This is a genomic window from Aminobacter sp. BE322, from assembly GCF_050433525.1.
Taxonomy (GTDB): Bacteria; Pseudomonadota; Alphaproteobacteria; order Rhizobiales; family Rhizobiaceae; genus Aminobacter.
The window spans coordinates 1-16,717 of sequence record NZ_JBNPXB010000009.1 but is presented as its reverse complement, the minus strand read 5'-3'; the positions used below and the strand labels follow the sequence as shown (position 1 = coordinate 16,717).

Genomic DNA, 16,717 nt, shown 5'->3' with positions numbered 1-16,717 from the left:
GCACTCGGGCGCGGCCGTCGGCGGAGTTGGTTTTTCGATCTCGCCGGCTCAGGCCGACTTGAAGCGGGCCATCAGTTCGGCGCGCGCCGGGTCGGTCAGCGTCGCCGCGGCGCCGAACTCGAGCGGCGTCAGCAGATCGGCGGCCGGGTAGAGGATCGGATTGTCCAGCACTTCCTTGGGCAGCAGCGCGTTGACGCGGGCGTCGGTGAACGGCGCGCCATTGGCGAGATGCTCCTTGACCGCGACCTGCGGGTTCATCAGGTGGTTGAGCAGCGCGTAGCCGGCGGGCTTGTTCGGAGCATCCTTGGGGATTGCGTAGAAGTCGGTCCAGATCTCGCCGCCTTCCTTGCCGAGCACATAGGCGATTTCGGGGATGTCGCGGTTGAGCTGGGCGCCGTCATTGGTCCAGCACATGGTCATCCATGCGTCGTTCGCGCGCATCGGCGGCTGGTAGTCGCTGGAGACCGCGAACAGGTGCGGCTTGACCTTGATGAGCAGCTCTTCTGCCTTGGCGAGTTCGTCCGGCTTCAGCGAGTTGAACGAGAAGCCGAAGTATTTGAGTGCATTGCCGATAGTGGTGAGCTGGTAGTCGTGCACCATGGTGCGGCCTTCGCCTTCGGCCATGGCCGTGTCCCAGAATTCCTTCCAGGTGGTCATCGGCTTCGTCAGCTTCTTGGTGTTGACGGCGAAACCGGTCGTGCCCCAGTTCTTCGGCACGGCATAGACGACGCCGTCGATCGCGCCTTCGGCGGTGAAGCGCGCGTCCTCCGACTTGGCGTCGAAATTGGCGAGCTTGGACATGTCGAGCTGATCGATGAGGTCGAGCTTCTTGTAGGTCGAGATGGTGTAGTTGGTCGGGACGAACAGGCTCCAGCCCGAGCCGCCGGCCTGCAGCTTGGCAAGCATCTCCTCGTTCGAGCCGAACACGTTGACCTCGACGGCGACACCCGTCTCCTTGGTGAAGTTCTCGAAGGTTGCCGGGTCGTGGTAATTGGGCCAGGTGGCGATGGACATGCGGTCGCCGAGGTTTTCGGCGGCGCGCGCCGGCGTCGGCGACAGCCCGAGTTCGCGACCTATAACGGCGGTGGCGATACCGAGCCCGGTCAGGCCCAGGAAATCGCGCCGGCCGATCGAGCCACGCTTCAGGCGCATCAGCTGATGGACAAATTCCTCCGAGGTGACGGGCTGGCCGTCACGATACGATTTCGACATTTTTCGTTTCCCTCTGTTTTGGCCCGTTGTCTCTTGCGCCCGCGAACGCCAGTGGCGCTCCCTGTGCAAAGCCGATGGCGACGGGCTCGCCCGGCTCGAATAGGTCGACTTGTCCGAACTGCTGATCGGCGGTGGCGAGCAGCGTGCCGATCGCCGGAACCTCGATGGCGTATTCGGCGACGGAACCGAGGAAGATACGGTTGCGTACGATACCCGTGATGCCGCCCTGTCCCGGCGTGCTGAGGCGCACCGCCTCGGGCCGCAGGCTGATCGAGGCGGCTTCGCCGCGCGCGAGGCCATGGGGGCTGCGCGCCGAGATTACAGACCCGTCGGCAAGTCTGATCTCGTAGAGGTCGCCGGAGCGCCCCGCGGCGTGGCCACGCAGGAGATTGGTCTTGCCCACGAAATCGGCGACGAAGAGGTCCGCCGGCTCATGGTAGATCTCGCTCGGCGTACCGACCTGGACGATGCCGCCACGGTTCATCACGCAGACGAAATCGCTCATCGAAAGCGCTTCCTCCTGGTCGTGGGTGACCAGCACGAAGGTGATGCCCAGCTCGCGCTGCAGGTTCTGCAGCTCGATCTGCATGTTGGTGCGCAGCTTCTTGTCGAGAGCGGCCAGGGGCTCGTCGAGCAGCAGCACGGCCGGCTTGTTGACCAGTGCGCGCGCCAGCGCCACGCGCTGCTGCTGTCCGCCGGAGAGCTCGTGGATCTTGCGGCGGCCGTAGCCGGCGAGCTGGACCATCGCCAGCGCGTCGCCGGCCCGCTGGCTTATCTCGCGCGCCGACAGGCGCGGGCGCTGCTGGCGCAGGCCGTAGGAGACGTTGTCCTCCACGTCGAGATGCGGAAACAGCGCATATTGCTGGAAGACCATGTTGACCGGACGCCGGTAGGGAGGCGTGCCTGCCATGTCCTGGCCGCGGATGAGAACCTGACCCTCGCTCGGCTGCTCGAAACCGCCGATCATGCGCAGGCAGGTCGTCTTGCCGCAGCCGGAGGGGCCGAGCAAGGCCACGAAGGCTGCCGGCGGGATCGATAGGTCGACACCGCTGACGGCGGTGACGGCACCATAGCGCTTGGCGACTCCGCGAAACTCGATGTCGGGAACGGGCGCTGCGGTCAATCGGCTGCCTCCAGGGCGCAAACGGCGTCACTGCCCCGAACGCTAGCAGAAAATCCTGCCTAGGATATACCTCACAGGTGGTATATCGATTCTATTTGTTGGATTGGAGTGGTATCATTTTGAAAGGGCAAACTTCCCGCGGCGACGATTTCGGCGACCTGGCGGCGGTTGTTGCCGCGGCCCGGGAGACCAGCGGCTATCGCTTCGGCGATGCGCTGGTCGCGTGGCTCAGCCGGCATGTGTCCTTCGACCATTGCGTGGTTTTCGGCTATCGCGGGGCGGCGCGCCCGCCGATGCTGTTCGAGACATTTTCGCCCAGCGAAAGTCATGTCTTCGTGGCGCTCTACCAGGAGGGTCCCTACCTGCTCGACCCGTTCCATCACGCGGCGATCGAGCGCAAGGAAGGCTTCTGGCGGATGCGGGAGCTGGCGCCCGACCGGTTCTATGCGAGCGAATATTTCCGCTCATACTACAGCCAGACGAAACTCTCGGAGGAGGTGGGATTCTTCGTGCCGCTGCCCGGCAAGGATGCCGTGGTGCTGTCGCTGATGCGGCTGAAGGCATCGGGGCCGTTCGGCACGGCCGACGCGCGCAAGCTGCGTGACATGGCTCCCCTGGTCATCGAACTCTGCCGTCAGCGCTGGCCGGAACTGCCGGGAACGGAGCAGCCTGCATCGACGGAAAAGAACGCATCGGCGCCGGTCAACGAGTTCGACCGCACCCGTATCTGGGAGAGCCTTTCGCTCACCGTGCGCGAGATGCATGTCGTCGACATGGTGCTGCAGGGCCATTCGACCGAATCCATCGCCCGCTCGCTCGGCGTTGCCCCGGGCACCGTCAAGGTCCACCGCCGCAACATCCATCGCAAGCTCGGCATCAATTCGCAGGCCGAGCTTTTCGCGCGTTTCATCCAGATCATCGAGAAGCGTCGTTGAGCGGCGGCAGCCGAAAATAGGTTGTTCGCGATGCCGGTCGACACGGGCGGAAAGCGATGCCTGCCCGCCGGCCCTTGCATCCTCAACCCGCCGCCATCGCCCTGCGATGTCGAGGAACACCCGCACCAGCTTGCCGCCGCTGCGCTCGCGCAGGCAGATCAGCGCCTCGTCCATCAGCATCTCGGGCGCAGCTATCGGGATCTGCACCAGCTATGCTCTGGCGTTTCCAGTACCTCTTGCACGGTAAAGACATGCAGCCACGCCGATCCAAATCAGCAAGCTTAGTCCGCCCCACAACACCGTCATGAAAGGCTCACGACCATCCATTCCCGGATTGGGGAACCCTACTGGCATGACCGAGCAGGCGGACATGTCAAATAGCCAATACCCCACGCCAAAAAGTACAGCATATTTGGTATGCCAGGCCGCGACCAAGAGGGGTGGGACCAAGCTAAGATAAACCAGCCGCCCTGGGCGCCGGTAGAACAATAAGATCAGCCCGACGGCATAGAGAACCAGTGTGTAGATGCCGCCCATCAAGCTATCGGCAGACCCGCCAGTGCAGGTTTCAACGGTCATCGCCAAAAAAGCGTTCGACGCACCTAGCCAGATCAAGACAACAGCGACGACGGTCATTTCAGCAATCCCATTCAATTACGTTCTGCGCCTACCCCGCCGCCATCGCCCTGGCGATGTCGAGGAACACCCGCACCAGCTTGCCGCCGCTGCGCTCGCGCAGGCAGATCAGCGCCTCGTCCATCAGCATCTCGGGCGCGGCGATCGGGATCTGCACCAGCCGGGCGTCCTGGCCGAATTCGGCGGCCGAGACGAAGCCGACGCCGGCGCCCGACGCCACGATCTCGCGCACGGCTTCGCGGCCCTCGGCCTCGATCGCCGGCTTGAACTGGAAGCCTTCCTTGGACGCAAGATCCTCCAGCTTGGCGCGTGTCTTCGAGCCACGCTCGCGCATCACCAGCGGCAGCAGCGACAGTTCGTGCAGCGACAGCGACTTGGCTCTGGCCATCGGATGGTCGGTCGAGACGAAGGCGACGACCGGCGTCGAATTCAGCTTCACCACCTCGAAGTCGCGGCCGGTGGGGATCTCGCCGAGCACGCCGATGTCGGCCTCGTAGCTGTAGAGACTGGAAATGACCGTCTCGGTGTTGCCGGCGCGCACCGAGACCTGGATGCCCGGATATTTCTGCCGGAACTGGCCGAGGATATGCAGCAGGTGGTGGGCGGCATCCGCCACGATGCGCAGCGTGCCCGAGCGCAGGGCGCGCGATTCGGACAGCAGTTCCAGCGCCTGCTGCTCGGTGTCGAACATGCGGCGGGTGATCTCGAGCAGCTTGTTGCCGGCCTCTGTCGGCGTCACCTGCTTCTTGTGGCGGTTGAACAAGAGCACGTCATACTCTTCCTCCAGCTTGCGCACCTGGTCGGAAATCGCCGGCTGGGTGAGGAAAAGCATTTCGGCGGCGCGCGAAAAGCCGCCGCACACCGCGACATAGTGAAAAGCCCTGAGCTGTACGTAGCGCATGCCTGCTCCTTGACGTGGACAGATGGCGCCTATCCCGACTGTGGGCACCCCCACCCCTAACCCCTCCCCACAAGGGGGAGGGGAATCTCGCTGCCGCCCAGCGCCTGAAGTCGAGGACATTGGCGATGCGGGTGGAAGGAAGTCCCCCTCCCCCTTGTGGGGAGGGGTTAGGGGTGGGGGTACGACCCACGACGCAGCGTCAGGATAACAATAAACAGGACCGATAGAAATATCGAAACTAACGATTTGATTTATGATTTTCCGTGCCAAGGATAGAGCAGGCGCCACCCTTGCGCGCCGCGCGTCGGGAGGCACGGCACAATGCATCTTCTTTACATCCTGCTGCAGTTGGCCGGCGCCATCATGCTGCTGCTTTGGGCCGTGCGCATGGTGCGCACCGGGGTCGAGCGGGCGCATGGCGCATTGCTGCGCGAGGCGCTGCGCGGCGCAGCCAGGGGCCGGGTGCGGGCAGCCGCGGCCGGCACGGTGCTCGCCGTCATGCTCCAGAGCGCCACCGCCGTTGCCGTGCTCGCCGCCGGTTTCGCTGCGACAGGCGTGATGACGGTCTCAGGCGGGCTCGCCGTCATGCTTGGCGCCGATGTCGGCTCGGCGCTGGTTGTGCAGGCGCTGTCCTTCGACCTTTCCTGGCTGGTGCCGCTGCTGCTTTTTGCGGGTGCCACGATGTTCCTCAAGGTCGAGGCGCGCATCGTCAAGCAGACCGGGCGCACGCTTCTCGGCATCGCCTTCATCCTGATCTCGCTGCGCATGGTGGGCGAGGCCACGGCACCGATGCGCCACAGCGCGCTCTTGCCGATGGCGATCGACTATTTGCGCGGCGACCCGGTGACGGCCTTTGGTGCTGCCGCCCTGTTCACCTGGCTGATCCACTCCAGCGTCGCCTCGGTGCTGTTGTTCATGTCGATGGCGGCACAGGGCGTGCTGCCGGCCGAGGTGGCGTTGCCGATGATCCTCGGCGTCAATCTCGGCGCCGGACTGGTTGCCGTCGGGCTGACCCGCGGCCAGGCCATCGAGGCGCGCTGCATCCCGCTCGGCAACCTGATCTTCCGGGCAACGGCGGGCGTCATCATCCTGCTCGGCCTGCAGGCGGCTACCCTGCCGATGTCCTGGTTCGGCGAGAATGCCGCCCGGCAGGTGGTCAACTTGCACCTCGCCTTCAACCTCGCCCTGCTGGTCGCCTGCCTGCCCTTCACTGTGGCGATGGAGAGGCTGGCGCGGCGGATCCTGCCCGACGTCCCGGTTGGCGAAGAAACCTTCGACCTGATGTCGCGTCGCAAGAGCGCGCTGGACCGCACCGTCATCAAGAGGCCGGGCGTAGCGCTGGCGAGCGCCACCCGCGAGGTGCTGCGCATGGCCGAGACGGTGGAGATCATGCTGCGGCCGGTCATGGAGCTCTTCGAGAGCGGCGACAAGCAGCGCGTGGCGCAGCTGCGCCGGCTCGACGAGGAGGTCAACCGCGCCCACACCGACATCAAGCTCTACATTGCCGAGGTCAACCGCGGCACCATGAGCCAGGACGAGGCGCGGCGCGGGATCGAACTCACCGACCTCGCCATCAATCTCGAACATGCCGGCGACATCATCGCCAAGAACCTCTTGGTGCTGGCCGAGGAGAAGAGCGACAAGCGGCTGAGCTTCTCGCGCGAGGGCTGGTCGGAGCTGACCGCCCTGCACGACCGCGTGCTGGCCAACATGCAGATCGCCATGAACGTGCTGGTGTCGGGCGGCCTCGAGGCGGCGCGCCAGCTGGTGGTGGAGAAGGAGCGCATGCGCAAGTTGGAGCGCGACAGCCACGAACGCCACCTCAAGCGCCTGCAATCGGGCACCGTGCTGAGCATCGAGACCAGCGACATCCACTTGGAAGCGGTGCGGGCGCTGAAGGAGTTCAACTCGCTGCTGGTCTCGGTCGCCTATCCAATCCTGACCCAGAGCGGCGACCTGCTCGAAAGCCGGCTGGCGAAGACGGCCTGAGCGGCTTCGCCGTTGTCACTTGATTATCATCAGTTGAACTTATCATTGTATACGAAATAACGATTGTACATATGGATCGGGGGATTCCAAGGTGGGCCATAGGCAAATTCCGGATGACGGCGAGGAGACGAAAATGCTGTCCGAACATAAGCTTGCGGCTCAGGCCCCCTTCCCTGCTCCGGCACTGGGCGAGCCCTACCTGCTCACTCCCGGGCCGCTGACCACGTCTTATGCCGTCAAGCAGGCGATGCTGCGCGACTGGGGCTCGTGGGACGGTGACTTCCGGGCGATGACGGCAGAGATGCGCCAGCGGCTGCTCGCCATGCTCGGCGACGGGAACAACGAGTTCGACTGCGTGCCGATGCAGGGTTCGGGCAGCTTCGCCGTGGAAGCCATGCTCGGCTCTTTCGTGCCGCGTGACGGCAAGGCGCTGGTGCTGGTCAACGGCGCCTACGGTCAGCGCATCGTCCAGACGCTCGGCTATCTCGGCCGCGACCACGTCGCCATCGACAAGGGCGACTACATGCCGCCGCGCGGCGACGAGGTTGCCAAGGCCCTCGATGCCGACCCGGCCATCACCCACGTCATCCTGGTCCACTGCGAGACCAGCTCCGGCATCCTCAACCCGGTCGCCGAGATTTCCGAGGTCGTCTACGCCAAGGGTCGCAAGTTCCTGGTCGACTCGATGAGCGCCTTCGGCGCCATCCCGCTGATTGTCGGCGAGATCCGCTACGAGGCGATGGTATCCTCGGCCAACAAGTGCATCGAGGGCGTGCCCGGCTTCGGCTTCATCATTGCGCGCAAGAGCGCGTTGGAAGCCGCCAAGGGTCGCAGCCATTCGCTCAGCCTCGACGTTCACGCCCAGTGGGCGCACATGAACAAGACCGGCCAGTGGCGCTACACCCCGCCAACGCATGTGGTCGCCGCCTTCCTCGAGGCGCTGCGCCAGCATGAGGCCGAAGGCGGCGTCGCCGGCCGCGGCGCCCGCTACACCCGCAACCGCGACGTGATGGTGGCAGGCATGCGCGAGCTCGGCTTCGAGACGCTGCTCAAGGACCGCTGGCTGTCGCCGATCATCGTCACCTTCTTCTGCCCGGCCCATCCCGACTTCGCCTTCGACCGCTTCTACGATCTGATGAAGGAAAAGGGCTTCATCATCTATCCGGGCAAGCTGACGGTGGTGGACAGCTTCCGCATCGGCTGCATCGGTCGGATGGACGAGCACGTCATGCGCAAGGTGGTCGAGGCCGCCGGCCAGTCGCTGCGCGAAATGGGCGTCGATACGGCTGCTCCCCCCGCTGCTGCAATCGCCGAGCGCGCCAAGCTCGCCGCCTGACAACAAGAAGATTACAAAGGACCTTCCTCCCATGAACAAGATGACCACGATCAATGTCAGCGCCAACGGCCGCACCTACGAATGGCCGCGCGTGCCGGCGATTGCCATCTGCCTCGACGGCTGCGAGCCGGCCTATCTCGACGAGGCGATCAAGGCAGGCCTGATGCCGAACCTCGTGAAGGTTCGCGCCAAGGGCACCGAGCGCACCGCGCATTCGGTCATCCCGAGCTTCACCAACCCCAACAACCTGTCGATCGCCACCGGCCGTCCGCCTGCTGTCCACGGCATCTGCGGCAACTATCTCTACGAGCGCGAGGCCGGCAAGGAAGTGATGATGAACGACCCGCGCTTCCTACGCGCGCCGACCGTCTTCCAGGCCTTCTACGATGCCGGCGCCCGCGTTGCCGTCGTCACCGCCAAGGACAAGCTGCGGGCGCTTCTCGGCAGCGGCCTAAAATTTGATGAAGGCCGCGCCATCTGCTTCTCGTCGGAGAAGTCCGATGTCTCGACCAAGGCCGAGCACGGCATCGACAACGCCTCCGCCTGGCTCGGCAAGCCGGTGCCGGAAGTCTACTCGGCCGAACTGTCGGAGTTCGTCTTTGCCGCCGGCGTCAAGCTGCTCAAGGAATTCCGTCCCGACGTGATGTACCTGACCACCACCGACTACGTGCAGCACAAATATGCGCCCGGCGTGCCCCAGGCCAACGCCTTCTACGAGATGTTCGACAAGTATCTCGGCGAACTCGACGCGCTCGGTGCGGCAATCGTCATCACCGCCGACCATGGCATGAAGCCCAAGCACAAGGCCGATGGCTCGCCCGACGTGGTCTATGTCCAGGATGTGCTCGACCAGTGGCTCGGCAAGGATGCCGCCCGCGTCATCCTGCCGATCACCGACCCCTATGTCGTCCATCACGGCGCGCTCGGCTCGTTCGCCACCGCCTACCTGCCCGAAGGTGCCGACCAGGCCGATATCATGAAGCGCCTCGCCGCCATCGAAGGCATCGACGTCGTCATCGACAACGCCACCGCCTGCGAGCGCTTCGAGCTGCCGTCCGACCGCATCGGCGACATCGTCCTGGTCTCTTCGGAGAACAAGACAATCGGCACCAGCGAGCATCGCCACGACCTCGCGGCGCTGAACGAGCCGCTGCGCTCGCATGGCGGGCTGACCGAGCAGGCGGTGCCGTTCATCGTCAACCGCAAGCTGCCGACGCTGCCCAACGAGCCGGTGCTGCGCAATTTCGATGCGTTCTTCTACGCCGCCATGGCGGCAGCGCTGGCCTGACCATCTTCACCCTCCCCCTTGTGGGGAGGGTCGACGAGTGAACGGAACGAAGTGAAGTTCGCGAGACGGGGTGGGGGTCCCTGGCTCGACATGAATGGACCCCCGCCCCGGCGCTTCGCGCCGACCCTCCCCACAAGGGGGAGGGTGAAGGAGCCGACATGACCAAGATCGAAACTTCGATAAAGGTGCGCCACGAGCCGATGCGCATCGCCGGACGCAAGGTCGATGCCGACGGCGTCGTCAACGTCCACTACCCCTACACCGATGCCGTTATCGGCACGGTGCCGGCAGGGCGTGCCGAGCACGCCCGCCAGGCCTTCGAGATCGCGGCCAACTACAAGCCCAAGCTGACCCGCTACGAGCGCCAGCAGATCCTGTTCCGCACCGCCGAGGCGCTAGCCGCGCGCAAGGAAGAGATCTCCGACATCATCACGCTGGAGCTCGGCATCTCCAAGGCGGACTCGCTCTATGAGGTCGGCCGCGCCTATGACGTGTTCACGCTGTCGGCGCAGATGTGCATCCAGGACGACGGCCAGATCTTCTCCTGCGACCTCACTCCGCACGGAAAAGCGCGGAAGATCTTCACCACGCGCGAGCCGCTCAGGGCAATCTCGGCGATCACGCCCTTCAACCACCCGCTCAACATGGTGGCGCATAAGGTGGCACCCGCGATCGCCACCAACAATTGCGTGGTGGTGAAGCCGACGGAACTGACGCCGATGACGGCGTTGATCCTCGCCGACATCCTCTACGAGGCCGGCCTGCCGCCAGAGATGTTGTCAGTCGTGACCGGCATGCCCGCCGACATCGGCGCCGAGATGATCACCAACGAAAACATCGAGCTGATCACGTTTACCGGCGGCGTGCCTGTCGGCAAGCTGATCGCCCGCACCGCCGGCTACAAGCGCCAGGTGCTGGAGCTCGGCGGCAACGACCCGCTGATCATCCTCAACGACCTTTCCGACGACGATCTCGCCAGGGCGGCAGATCTCGCGGTGGCCGGCGCCACCAAGAACTCCGGTCAGCGCTGCACGGCGGTGAAGCGCATCCTGTGCCAGGAAAGCGTCGCCGACCGCTTCGTGCCGATGGTGCTGGAGCGGGCGAAGAAGCTCAGGTTCGGCGACCCGATGGACCGGTCGACCGACCTCGGCACCGTGGTGCACGAAAAGGCCGCCACCCTCTTCGAAAGCCGCGTCTACATGGCGGCCGAGCAGGGTGCCGAAGTGCTCTACGACCCCGGCCGCAAGGGCGCGCTGTTGCCGCCGATCGTCGTCGACCGCGTGCCGCACACCTCGGAACTGGTCATGGAAGAGACCTTCGGCCCGATCATCCCGATCGTGCGCGCGCCCGACAATGACGACGAGCTGATCGCGCTGTCCAACTCCACCGCCTTCGGCCTGTCTTCGGGCGTCTGCACCAACGACTTCCGCCGCATGCAGAAGTATATCGCCGGCCTGCAGGTCGGCACGGTGAATATCTGGGAAGTCCCCGGATATCGCATCGAGATGTCGCCATTTGGCGGGATCAAGGACTCGGGCAACGGCTACAAGGAAGGCGTCATCGAAGCGATGAAGAGCTTCACCAACGTCAAGACCTTCTCTTTGCCCTGGGCCTGAGCCACTTGTCTTGAGCCGGCAAATCAGATGAGTGTCGATGAGGGAGCCCCAGTGCTCCCTCATTTGCTTGGAGGGGAAATGCTGTTGCCGATATCAGGCGCGTGCTCGACCGGAACATTCCCGACTCCCCTCGATCGCATGCCAGCTTCAAAAGCCTGAACGCATGTCCAGTTTCGCACTCACCATCGTTTTGGTGGCGGCCTTCCTGCATGCGAGCTGGAACGCGGTCGTCAAGGCAGCGACGGACCGCGCCGTCGTTCTGGCTGCAGTGTCGGCAACCCATGCAACGCTCGGTTTCGTGTTGGTGTTCTTCGCCACTCCGCCGTCGCATGCGAGCTGGACCTACATCTTCCTGTCGACGGTCATCCACTACGGCTACTACGTCTTCCTGTTCCAGTCCTACCGGCTCGGCGACCTGAGCCAGGTCTATCCGATCGCTCGAGGCCTGGCCCCGGCGCTGGTCGCCTTCGGCGCCTATGTGATGATCGGCGAGACCCTGCCGCCGCTGGGCTGGGTCGGCCTCGGCGCCATCACCTTCGGCATTGCCTTCCTCGCCTTCCAGCGCGGCGCGGCGCATGCCGACCCGCGCGCCGTGGGTGCGGCGGCGATCAACGGCGTGCTGATCGCCTCCTATTCGGTCATCGACGGCATCGGCGTGCGCCTGTCCGACAGCCCGTTTGGCTATATGGGCTGGCTGTTCCTGCTCGAATTCCCGGTGACGCTGTTCGTGCTTATCCGGCGCCGCAGAGCGATCCACACCATCGACCGCAAGACCGTCGTGCTCGGCCTCGTCGGGGGTCTTGGCGCCGTCTCGGCCTATGGGCTCGTCATCTACGCCAAGACCATCGCGCCGCTGGGCGCGGTGTCGGCGGTGCGTGAATCGAGCGTGATCATCGCCGCCCTCATCGGCCTGTTCATATTCGGCGAAAGGCCCTGGCCGGCGCGGATCGTCTCCGCGGTCATAGTCGCCTGCGGTGTCATTGCGCTCGCCTTCTCGGGCTGAAACCGGCGACAATTTCTGGCTTTTCCGGGTCGATTTCGCTGCCGATGCACATGCTTTCGGCAGGCTTGTCACATGCCTGTCGCAAGCATGTGCATCACATAAGCTCAGCCTACCAGATCATAAAAAGAATAGATTTTACTTATTGACCCCTCGTTCCCACTATCGACCATGGACGAGGCGCAAACGGGCACAAGCTGACAACGCGACCCGGCAGGACCTCTCCCAATCAGAACGTGCCTAAGCGATTCAAATGGGAGCCATTTCAATGAACCAGAAGAAGACCTTCGCACTTGCCGCCTTTGCGACGGTGCTGATGTCATCGGCGGCCTGGGCGGAGACCGAGCTGACCGTCTACACGGCGATCGAGGCCGAAGACCTCAAGCGTTATGCCGAGACGTTCAACCAGGACCATCCCGACATCAAGCTCAACTTCATCCGCGACTCCACCGGCGTCATCACCGCCAAGCTGCTCGCCGAGAAGGACAATCCGCAGGCCGACGTGGTCTGGGGCCTCGCCGCAACCTCGCTTCTGGTTCTCAAGGCCGAGGGCATGCTGGAAGCCTATGCGCCCAAGGGCGCCGACCAGCTGAAGCCCAATTTCGTCGACAGCGACAGCCCGCCCAGCTGGGTCGGCATGGATGCCTGGGCCGCCTCGATCTGCTTCAACACCGTCGAGGGCCAGAAGCTCGGCCTGACCGCGCCGAAGAGCTGGAAGGACCTGACCAAGCCTGAATACAAGGGCCATGTCGTGATGCCGAACCCGGCCTCGTCGGGCACCGGCTATCTCGACGTGTCGAGCTGGCTCCAGCTGTTCGGCGAGAAGGACGGCTGGTCCTACATGGACGGCCTTCACCAGAACGTCGCCGCCTACACGCATTCCGGCTCCAAGCCGTGCAAGATGGCGGCCGCTGGCGAGACCGCGATCGGCATCTCCTTCGAGTTCCGCGCCGCCAAGTCGAAGGCAGACGGCGCGCCCATCGACATCATCATTCCTGAGGAAGGTATCGGCTGGGACATGGAAGCGTCGGCAATCGTCGCCGGCACGTCGAAGGAGGAAGCCGCCAAGACGCTGCTCGACTGGTCGGTCTCGAAGAAGGCCAACGAGATGTACAATGTCGGCTATGCGGTCGTCGCCATGCCCGGCGTCGCCAAGCCGGTTGAGCACCTGCCCGCCGACATCGAATCCAAGATGATCAAGAACGACTTTGAATGGGCGGCCAACCACCGCAACGCCATCCTCGAGGAATGGACCAAGCGCTACGACTCGAAGTCCGAGCCGAAGAGCTGACCTTCAGCCACCCCCGACGAGCGGGCGCCGCCTCGTGCTGCGCCCGCACCCTTGCCCCCAAGCCGGATGGTTACGATGAGACACGAAACCCTTGCCGGGCAGCCGCGAATTCCGACTGAAGTGAGCGCCATGACCGCCGCCAGCCTGAACGTGAAGCCAGCCTATCTCAGAATCGCAAACGTCTGGAAAGCCTTCGGCGATTTCCACGCGCTGAAGGACATATCGCGCGACATCAGCGAGGGCGAATTCATCTGCTTCCTCGGCCCGTCGGGTTGCGGCAAGACCACGCTGTTGCGCGCCGTTGCCGGCCTCGACTTGCAGACGCGCGGTTCGATCCACCAGGGCGGCCGCGACGTCTCGACCCTGCCGCCGTCGCAGCGCGACTATGGCATCGTCTTCCAGTCCTATGCGCTGTTCCCCAACCTGACGATCAAAAGGAACATCGCCTTCGGCCTCGAAAACACCAGGCGCCCGCGCGCCGAGATCGAGGCCCGCGTCGCCGAGCTGCTCAAGCTCGTCGGCCTGCCCGACCAGGGCAACAAGTATCCGGCCCAGCTGTCCGGCGGACAGCAGCAGCGCATCGCGCTTGCCCGCGCCATCGCCATTTCGCCGGGCCTGCTGCTGCTGGACGAGCCGCTGTCGGCGCTCGACGCCAAGGTGCGAACCCATCTGCGCCACGAGATCAAGGAGCTGCAGCGCAAGCTCGGCGTCACCACCATCATGGTCACCCACGACCAGGAAGAGGCGCTGTCGATGGCCGACCGCATCGTGGTGATGAACCACGGCGTCATCGAGCAGATCGGCACGCCGACCGAGATCTACCGCCACCCGGCAACGCTGTTTGTTGCCGACTTCATCGGCGAGGCCAACAAGTTTGAGGCGAAGGCCGCCAAGGGCGCCGTCGGCTTCGGCGCCGCGACCTTCCACTCTGCACCCCACGGCTTTGACGACGGTGCGCCGGTCATCGCGGCGATCCGGCCGGAGGACGTCATTCCACATGCCGCGGGTTCCTTCGCCAACGGTGCCACCGCCAACGCCATCGACGTCACCATCGGCGAGATGGAGTTCCTCGGCTCCTTCTGGCGCACGCGGCTCAACGGCCACGCGCTCGGCAACGAGACGCTGATCGCCGACTTCTCCATCAACGCCGCGCGTCGCCTGTCGCTGGTGCGGGGCGGGGCACTGACCGTCGAGCTGCCGGCCGAACGGCTGCTGATCTATCCCAGCGGCGCGTGACATGGCGATGGCCCTCGACACCGCCCTGCCCGTCGGCCGTACGCTGCGGCTCAAGCTCGACCGTGACGAACTGATCAAGCGCGGCCTGATGGTCGTCATCGCGCTCTACCTCGTGGTGGCGCTGGCGGCACCGCTGGCGATCATGCTGTCCAAGTCGTTTTCGACCTACAGCTTCAACCTCGCCAATTTCGAGTTCCAGGTCAGCGACAAGGACGGCAACTGGGGCGAGCCGGTTACGGCCGCCGCGCTGAACGAGAGGCTCGGCGCGCTGCTGCCGGCCAAGCTCGCCACCAATGCGGACGGGCGCCTGCAGGCGACAGCGCTCTTCCCGGACTTCAGCTTCCGCAGCCCGGTGAAATACAGGATCCGCGGCACCACGTCCGACGCCACCTACCTGATCGGCCTCAAGCCGCAGTCCGGCACCGAATGGCAGGAGCTGACCTCGAACGACTTCCGCCGGGTAATGCTGCGGCCGTCGCGCGCGCTCGGCCTTGAAAATTACGCCGCCTATTTCTCGACGCCGACGCTGTTCCGGTCGATCGAGAATTCCGTCTTCATCGCCCTGATCAGCACAGTCGTCACGGTGGGTCTCGCCTTCGGCTTCGCCTATGCGCTGAACCGCAGCTGCATGCGTTTCAAGGACGCTTTCAAGCTCGTCGCCATGGTGCCGATCCTGGTGCCGTCGCTTTTGCCTGGAATCGCGCTGATCTACCTGTTCGGCAACCAGGGCATGCTCAGGGACCTTCTGATGGGGGCGTCGATCTACGGCCCGCTCGGCATCGTCGTCGGCTCGATCTTCTTTGCCTTCCCGCATGCGATGATCATCATCTCGACCGCCCTTGCCATCTCCGACCAGCGCCACTACGAGGCAGCCGCCTCGCTGCGCGCCAACCGCTGGCGCACCTTCTGGACGGTCACCATTCCGGGCGCGCGCTATGGCCTGATCTCGGCGGCCTTCGTCGTCTTCACCCTGGTCATCACCGATTTCGGCCTGCCCAAGGTGATCGGCGGCCAGTACGACGTGCTTGCCGTCGACATCTACAAGCAGGTCATCGGCCAGCAGAATTTCGAGATGGGCGCGGTCGTCTCGGTCATCCTGCTCGTCCCGGCCATCGCCGCCTTCTTCGTCGACCGCATGGTGACCAAGAAGCAGGTGGCGCTGTTGTCGGCGCGCTCGGTGCCCTACCAGCCCAAGCCCAACCGCGGCTTCGACACGCTGTGCCTGGCCTGGTGCTCGCTGATCGCCGTGTTCATCCTCGGCATCATGGTCACCAGCCAGTTCGCCGCGCTGGTCAAGCTCTGGCCCTACGACCTCAGCCTAAGCCTCAAGCACTACGCCTTCGACCGCATGGACGGCGGCGGCTGGGGTTCCTACTACAACTCGATCAGGCTGGCGGCGCTGACGGCGGTCATCGGCACGGCCATCATCTTCGTCGGCGCCTATATGGTCGAGAAGACCGAGGGCTTCCGCAGCGGCCGCACGGCGTTCCAGTTCCTGGCCATGCTGCCCATGGCGGTGCCCGGCATGGTGCTGGGCCTCGCCTACATCTTCTTCTTCAACGACCCTGCCAATCCGCTGCACGCCATTTACGGCACCATGACCATCCTGGTGGTCTGCACTATCACTCACTTCTACACGGTGGGGCACCTGACGGCGCTGACGGCGCTGAAGCAGATCGACCAGGAGTTCGAGCCGGTGGCCGCCTCGCTCAAGCAGCCCTTCTACAAGCTGTTCGCGCGCGTTACCGTGCCGGTCTGCCTGCCGGCAATCCTCGACATCTCGATCTACATGTTCGTCAACGCCATGACGACGGTGTCGGCGGTGGTGTTCCTCTATTCCAAGGACACGACCCTGGCGTCGGTCGCGGTGCTCAACATGGACGACGCCGGCGACGTGGCCCCGGCCGCGGCCATGGCGATGATGATCTTCTACACCAACGCCGCCGCCCGCCTGATCCACCTGTTCCTGTCGCGGGTGCTGATCAAGCGCACCCAGGCCTGGCGGGCGAGGTAGGACGGGATTGTGTGAGGTTACCCCCACCCCTAACCCCTCCCCACAAGGGGGAGGGGGACGACCTCGCCAATGCTGCCAACCAGCTCGTCGCAAAATGGAGCGCAACGGCGGTGCCAAAAGATCCCCCTCCCCCTTGTGGG

At 64.5% G+C, this 16,717-nt stretch carries 13 protein-coding genes and 1 pseudogene; 9 read left to right on the top strand and 5 right to left on the bottom strand.

Going from position 1 to position 16,717, the window contains the following annotated elements; genetic code table 11:
• Window positions 1-48 precede the first annotated feature (48 nt).
• The gene (locus tag J2X50_RS14255) at window positions 49-1,212 is read right to left on the bottom strand and encodes an ABC transporter substrate-binding protein (protein ID WP_429095937.1); all 1,164 of its coding nucleotides are present in this window, start codon (window positions 1,210-1,212) and stop codon (window positions 49-51) included.
• Entirely contained in the window at window positions 1,193-2,335 is a 1,143-nt protein-coding gene (locus tag J2X50_RS14250; RefSeq protein ID WP_429095935.1) for an ABC transporter ATP-binding protein, read from the bottom strand. The genes J2X50_RS14255 and J2X50_RS14250 overlap by 20 nt, the downstream gene beginning before the upstream one ends.
• A gap of 119 nt (window positions 2,336-2,454) precedes the next feature.
• On the opposite strand from J2X50_RS14250, the gene J2X50_RS14245 reads away from it, so the two are divergent.
• Complete coding sequence (locus J2X50_RS14245) at window positions 2,455-3,270, top strand: helix-turn-helix domain-containing protein (protein WP_429095933.1); 816 nt, start codon at window positions 2,455-2,457, stop codon at window positions 3,268-3,270.
• A 102-nt stretch (window positions 3,271-3,372) separates the two neighbouring features.
• On the opposite strand, the pseudogene J2X50_RS14240 reads toward J2X50_RS14245, so the two are convergent.
• The 3 genes and pseudogenes from J2X50_RS14240 to J2X50_RS14230 all read right to left on the bottom strand — a co-directional run.
• Window positions 3,373-3,480: pseudogene (locus J2X50_RS14240) on the bottom strand (LysR family transcriptional regulator); the annotation flags it as partial.
• Window positions 3,481-3,906 carry a hypothetical protein gene (locus J2X50_RS14235; RefSeq protein WP_429095931.1) on the bottom strand — a complete coding sequence of 142 codons (426 nt, stop codon included), beginning with the start codon at window positions 3,904-3,906 and terminating at the stop codon, window positions 3,481-3,483.
• Window positions 3,907-3,937: 31 nt separating this feature from the next.
• Window positions 3,938-4,807 carry a LysR substrate-binding domain-containing protein gene (locus J2X50_RS14230; RefSeq protein ID WP_429095929.1) on the bottom strand — a complete coding sequence of 290 codons (870 nt, stop codon included), beginning with the start codon at window positions 4,805-4,807 and terminating at the stop codon, window positions 3,938-3,940.
• Between the two features lie 321 nt (window positions 4,808-5,128).
• Between J2X50_RS14230 and J2X50_RS14225 the strand changes: the two genes are divergently transcribed.
• The 8 genes from J2X50_RS14225 (at window position 5,129) to J2X50_RS14190 (ending at window position 16,577) form a co-directional block, all read left to right on the top strand.
• Window positions 5,129-6,796: a Na/Pi cotransporter family protein gene (locus J2X50_RS14225; protein ID WP_429095927.1), complete on the top strand. Its 1,668-nt coding sequence runs from the start codon at window positions 5,129-5,131 to the stop codon at window positions 6,794-6,796.
• A 133-nt stretch (window positions 6,797-6,929) separates the two neighbouring features.
• Window positions 6,930-8,132 carry a 2-aminoethylphosphonate--pyruvate transaminase gene (locus tag J2X50_RS14220; protein WP_429095925.1) on the top strand — a complete coding sequence of 401 codons (1,203 nt, stop codon included), beginning with the start codon at window positions 6,930-6,932 and terminating at the stop codon, window positions 8,130-8,132.
• 31 nt (window positions 8,133-8,163) lie between these two features.
• Window positions 8,164-9,420, top strand: coding sequence for a phosphonoacetate hydrolase (phnA, locus tag J2X50_RS14215; protein WP_429095923.1), 1,257 nt, complete (start codon window positions 8,164-8,166; stop codon window positions 9,418-9,420).
• 158 nt (window positions 9,421-9,578) lie between these two features.
• Window positions 9,579-11,036, top strand: a complete 1,458-nt coding sequence (phnY, locus tag J2X50_RS14210; protein ID WP_429095921.1) for a phosphonoacetaldehyde dehydrogenase — start codon at window positions 9,579-9,581, stop codon at window positions 11,034-11,036.
• 163 nt (window positions 11,037-11,199) lie between these two features.
• Entirely contained in the window at window positions 11,200-12,039 is an 840-nt protein-coding gene (locus J2X50_RS14205; RefSeq protein ID WP_429095919.1) for an EamA family transporter, read from the top strand.
• A 265-nt stretch (window positions 12,040-12,304) separates the two neighbouring features.
• On the top strand, window positions 12,305-13,327 hold the full coding sequence (locus tag J2X50_RS14200) for a putative 2-aminoethylphosphonate ABC transporter substrate-binding protein (RefSeq protein WP_429095917.1): 1,023 nt from the start codon (window positions 12,305-12,307) through the stop codon (window positions 13,325-13,327).
• 75 nt (window positions 13,328-13,402) lie between these two features.
• Window positions 13,403-14,563, top strand: coding sequence for a putative 2-aminoethylphosphonate ABC transporter ATP-binding protein (locus tag J2X50_RS14195; protein WP_429095915.1), 1,161 nt, complete (start codon window positions 13,403-13,405; stop codon window positions 14,561-14,563).
• Between the two features lies 1 nt (window position 14,564).
• Window positions 14,565-16,577, top strand: a complete 2,013-nt coding sequence (locus J2X50_RS14190; RefSeq protein ID WP_429095913.1) for a putative 2-aminoethylphosphonate ABC transporter permease subunit — start codon at window positions 14,565-14,567, stop codon at window positions 16,575-16,577.
• The last annotated feature ends 140 nt before the right edge of the window (window positions 16,578-16,717 follow it).

Coding starts and splice junctions, on each gene's coding strand:
- J2X50_RS14235 (WP_429095931.1), bottom strand. CDS start 3,906: ATGACCGTCGTCGCTGTTGTCTTGATCTGGCTAGGTGCGTCGAACGCT.
- J2X50_RS14220 (WP_429095925.1), top strand. CDS start 6,930: ATGCTGTCCGAACATAAGCTTGCGGCTCAGGCCCCCTTCCCTGCTCCG.
- phnA (WP_429095923.1), top strand. CDS start 8,164: ATGAACAAGATGACCACGATCAATGTCAGCGCCAACGGCCGCACCTAC.
- J2X50_RS14195 (WP_429095915.1), top strand. CDS start 13,403: ATGAGACACGAAACCCTTGCCGGGCAGCCGCGAATTCCGACTGAAGTG.
- J2X50_RS14230 (WP_429095929.1), bottom strand. CDS start 4,807: ATGCGCTACGTACAGCTCAGGGCTTTTCACTATGTCGCGGTGTGCGGC.
- J2X50_RS14255 (WP_429095937.1), bottom strand. CDS start 1,212: ATGTCGAAATCGTATCGTGACGGCCAGCCCGTCACCTCGGAGGAATTT.
- J2X50_RS14200 (WP_429095917.1), top strand. CDS start 12,305: ATGAACCAGAAGAAGACCTTCGCACTTGCCGCCTTTGCGACGGTGCTG.
- J2X50_RS14190 (WP_429095913.1), top strand. CDS start 14,565: ATGGCGATGGCCCTCGACACCGCCCTGCCCGTCGGCCGTACGCTGCGG.
- J2X50_RS14205 (WP_429095919.1), top strand. CDS start 11,200: ATGTCCAGTTTCGCACTCACCATCGTTTTGGTGGCGGCCTTCCTGCAT.
- J2X50_RS14225 (WP_429095927.1), top strand. CDS start 5,129: ATGCATCTTCTTTACATCCTGCTGCAGTTGGCCGGCGCCATCATGCTG.
- phnY (WP_429095921.1), top strand. CDS start 9,579: ATGACCAAGATCGAAACTTCGATAAAGGTGCGCCACGAGCCGATGCGC.